The 3,530-nt window shown below is 41.6% G+C and carries 5 protein-coding genes; all 5 read right to left on the bottom strand.

What is annotated here, in order from left to right:
- Positions 1-102: 102 nt before the first annotated feature.
- On the bottom strand, positions 103-834 hold the full coding sequence (locus tag EKM61_RS11595; RefSeq protein ID WP_068225728.1) for an SDR family oxidoreductase: 732 nt from the start codon (positions 832-834) through the stop codon (positions 103-105).
- Positions 835-1,006: 172 nt separating this feature from the next.
- The gene (locus tag EKM61_RS12120) at positions 1,007-1,156 is read right to left on the bottom strand and encodes a hypothetical protein (RefSeq protein ID WP_100070757.1); all 150 of its coding nucleotides are present in this window, start codon (positions 1,154-1,156) and stop codon (positions 1,007-1,009) included.
- Between the two features lie 106 nt (positions 1,157-1,262).
- A complete protein-coding gene (locus EKM61_RS11590) occupies positions 1,263-1,595 on the bottom strand; it encodes a thioredoxin family protein (RefSeq protein ID WP_068225729.1) in 333 nt (110 codons plus the stop codon).
- 241 nt (positions 1,596-1,836) lie between these two features.
- Positions 1,837-2,649 carry a sugar-phosphatase gene (yidA, locus tag EKM61_RS11585; protein WP_068281226.1) on the bottom strand — a complete coding sequence of 271 codons (813 nt, stop codon included), beginning with the start codon at positions 2,647-2,649 and terminating at the stop codon, positions 1,837-1,839.
- A 72-nt stretch (positions 2,650-2,721) separates the two neighbouring features.
- Positions 2,722-3,438, bottom strand: coding sequence for an ABC transporter ATP-binding protein (locus EKM61_RS11580; RefSeq protein ID WP_225359787.1), 717 nt, complete (start codon positions 3,436-3,438; stop codon positions 2,722-2,724).
- Between the last annotated feature and the right edge of the window lie 92 nt (positions 3,439-3,530).

The following is a 3,530-nucleotide window of genomic DNA, read 5'->3' as shown; positions in this document are numbered from 1 at the left end:
GAGCTTGCGTTTATTTTTTTGCCAAAAAAGCCAATAACCACACGCCTTTGGCGTGATTATTAGCTTTCAAGTTTCAGTTTTACAGCATTAGCGCTTTGTTGCTTAACGTTGTTGCGTAATTGGTCGCAATAAAATTTCGTTAATACCAACATTATTTGGTTGGTCAATCGCATAAGCCACCGCGTTAGCAACATCTTCTGCTGCTAAACCAGACGTTTGCTCGTCATTTTTAATTTGCTGCCGCTTTTTTTCGTTAGTGATGGTTCGGTAAAGTTCAGTGTTAACTGCACCAGGTGAAATCATCGTTGTCCGAATTTTACCAGCTTGTTCTTGCCGCAAACCATCCATAATGGCCTGGATTGCCCACTTGGTACCAGAGTAAACGGCCGTTCCAGGATGAATAACGTGACCAGCTACCGAGTCGGTTGTTATGACGTGACCAGAGCCCTGTTTTTCCATGATTGGTAACACGGCGGCAATGCCGTACAATACGCCTTTGATGTTAACGTCAATCATTTGTTCCCACTCGTTTACTTTTAACTCATTCAACTCAGAAAGTGGCATTAAACCGGCGTTGTTAAACAGAACATCCACGCGGCCGAATTTCTCTACGGCTAAATTCACTAAAGACTGTACTTGCTTTTTATCAGTCACATCAGTTACCTGGTAGATTACTTCAGCCGGTGCCAAAGCGGTCACCAAATCTTCCAGGCGATCCTTTCGCCGGGCGCCAATCACCAACTTGGCTCCTGCTTGTGCTAGCCGCCGGGTTGTTGCCGCGCCAATACCACTAGATGCACCAGTAATTACAACAACTTTTCCTTTAATCGCCATGTTTATGCCTCCTAAATTCTTTAAGGATTATTTTGCGGATCTATTTAAAATTCAACTTATTTTATTGCACAAAAAATGTGGTATAAAATATGGCTCAATGGCCACCTCATTCTCATTAACTAAAGATTAAGGTAGCCACGGAGTATAACTATTTTATACCACATGATTAACATTATTGGTTCTCTTTTTCTAATTTTCTAGACTCTTTATCGATTGTTTCAAAACCAGAAATGTCACTTTTGGCCTTAGGATGTTTAGCACGATCTTCTTCAGCTTTTTGAATCATTTCTTTTTTCTGTGCTTTACTGAGTTTTTCTGCCATGCTGTCTCGCCTCTTTTATAGTGAACCAGAGTTAGCAACATTGTTGATTACCGAACCCTCTGTCTTCAGTATAACCATCTTTAGCTTTTTTGACACACAATAAATATTATTTTGCAGTTACTGGCAATTCGTTAATGAACTTTTCAACTTCAACCTTAGTCTTGCGGTCCTTGTTAACAAAGCGGCCTAGTTCCTTGCCATCTTGATAAGCGATAAAACTTGGGATGCCAAAAATATTCAGTTCAGCCGCTAAATCAATATTTTCATCCCGATCGACAGCTAAGAACGTAAAGTCCGAATATTCGGCCTCAATTTCTGGCATTGCTGGCTTAATAAAGCGGCAATCTGGGCACCAATCCGCCGAAAAGAATAACATGTACTTACCAGACTTAATTCGCTCTAATAATTCTGCTTGCGTAACTTTTGGTAAAGCTTCCATGGAAGAACCTCCTCAGGTTGCGATAATTGTAACCTATTATTAATCTATCTTCAGGCACTGTGAAACAAAATTTTTATCAAACACCTAATTTTGGCCACCGCCATAACTTGACTTCTTAGCTTAAAGAATAACGCAAACCACTAAAATGTCCAGTGATTTGACGGCCAAAAGCAACTTGTCAAAAACAAGCTAAACCGAAATACGGTAAGTACAATTTATCGTGCATCTTGCCAAACGCACTCTAACTTAACATTTGATTAATTGTCGCCGCAACGCCATCGTGCACGTTATCTAAAGTAACTGCTTGCGCTGCCTGCTTAACGCTAGGAATGGCGTTTCCCATAGCTACCCCAAAGCCTGCATATTCAATCATACTGAGATCATTTTGCTGATCACCAATCGCCATCACGTTATCCGCCGTTAAGTTAAGCGTTTGGGCCAACATTGACAACGCGTTCCCCTTATTCGTCCCCTTTTTAGTGGCCTCAAGGTAAAACGGGGCACTTTTAACAAAGGTAAATTGTTCTTCAAAAGGACGCCAAATATCCTGGTGCGCAATTGCTGCATCAAGCACTTTAGGCTGATCGATATACATGCCCTTGGAAATCGTAATTCCACGCATTTCCCCCGTTGTTCGATATGAAAGTGGCAGTGAAACTAATTTGGCCTCGTGAACCGTGTATTCACTCATATCGCGATCGGCCGTGTACATTCGATCGCTAGTTTCAACGTGAAAATGAATCGAAAGCTTCTGGGCCAACGCCTCTAAATCAAGGTAATCGTCGTAGCTTAACGCGTTTGCGCTTATAACTTTTCCGTCAGTTGTCTGGGCCAAAGCACCATTAAAGGTCACAACGTACTGATCCGTGGCGGCATTTATGCCTAAAGTATCAAGGTAGGCAGTGACCCCGGTCATTGGTCGGCCGGTACATAAAACGACCTTAATTCCTTTTTTCGTTGCGGCTTTTATCGCTTGCGTCGTGGCCGGTGCCAGCTCATTTCTCTCATTTAGTAATGTTCCATCAATATCAATTGCTATTAACTCAATAGCCATAGTCATCCTCCTCTAAACATAATCTAATCTTCTTAAGATTAGCGGAATAACCTTTAATTTACAAGCAGGCAATTAGATGTCATAACTCAAAATCATGGGCTGTTTAGTTAACGGATCAATACCCATTTTGGCGTGAATTTGAAAAACTTCGGCCAGCATTTGCTCAGTAAAAACTTTACTCGGGGCACCCTGATAACGAACCTTGCCGGCACGTAAACACAGTAACGTGTCGCAAAAACGCGCGGCCTGATTAAGGTCATGAATAACTAAAATAATTGTCTTGTGTAATTTCTGATTTAATTGACGTAATAATTTCAAAATTTCTAACTGGTGCATTAAATCCAGTGAGCTGGTCGGTTCATCCAGCAATAAAATATCACTATTTTGCGCTAAAATCATTGCAATAAAGGCACGCTGCCGTTGACCCCCGGATAAATTCTTAATGGTTCGCTGTTCCAGACCAACCATTCCGGCCTGTTCCAGCGCTGTATTTATTGCCACCTGATCAGTTTTCTGCAGTCCTTGCAGTGGCTTTTGGTACGCATAACGACCATAACCGACTAGGTCACGCACTAACGTATCCATTGGTGCACTGGGATTTTGCGGTAAACTAGCAATTTTTTGCGCGCGTTGTTTTGGCGCTAGATCACTAAGCTTTTGCCCATCAAGTTCAACAACGCCAGCTTTAGGTTGCCGAAATCCGGATAACACATTTAAAAGGGTCGACTTGCCACTACCATTAGGTCCAATTAGGCCAATGATCTCATGTTCAGGAAAAACAACGTTCAACTGCTTAATAATAACGGCTCTATACTTTTTCCTGTTGATAGTTTACAAATGGTAAACTATTAACAGGATTTTTGTGCAGAAAAAGAGCTCAC

Origin of the sequence: Loigolactobacillus backii, assembly GCF_003946275.1 — a bacterium.
Lineage (GTDB): Bacteria > Bacillota > Bacilli > Lactobacillales > Lactobacillaceae > Loigolactobacillus > Loigolactobacillus backii.
Note: the sequence above shows the minus strand (reverse complement) of the source record. Positions and strands in the feature narration are given on the sequence as shown.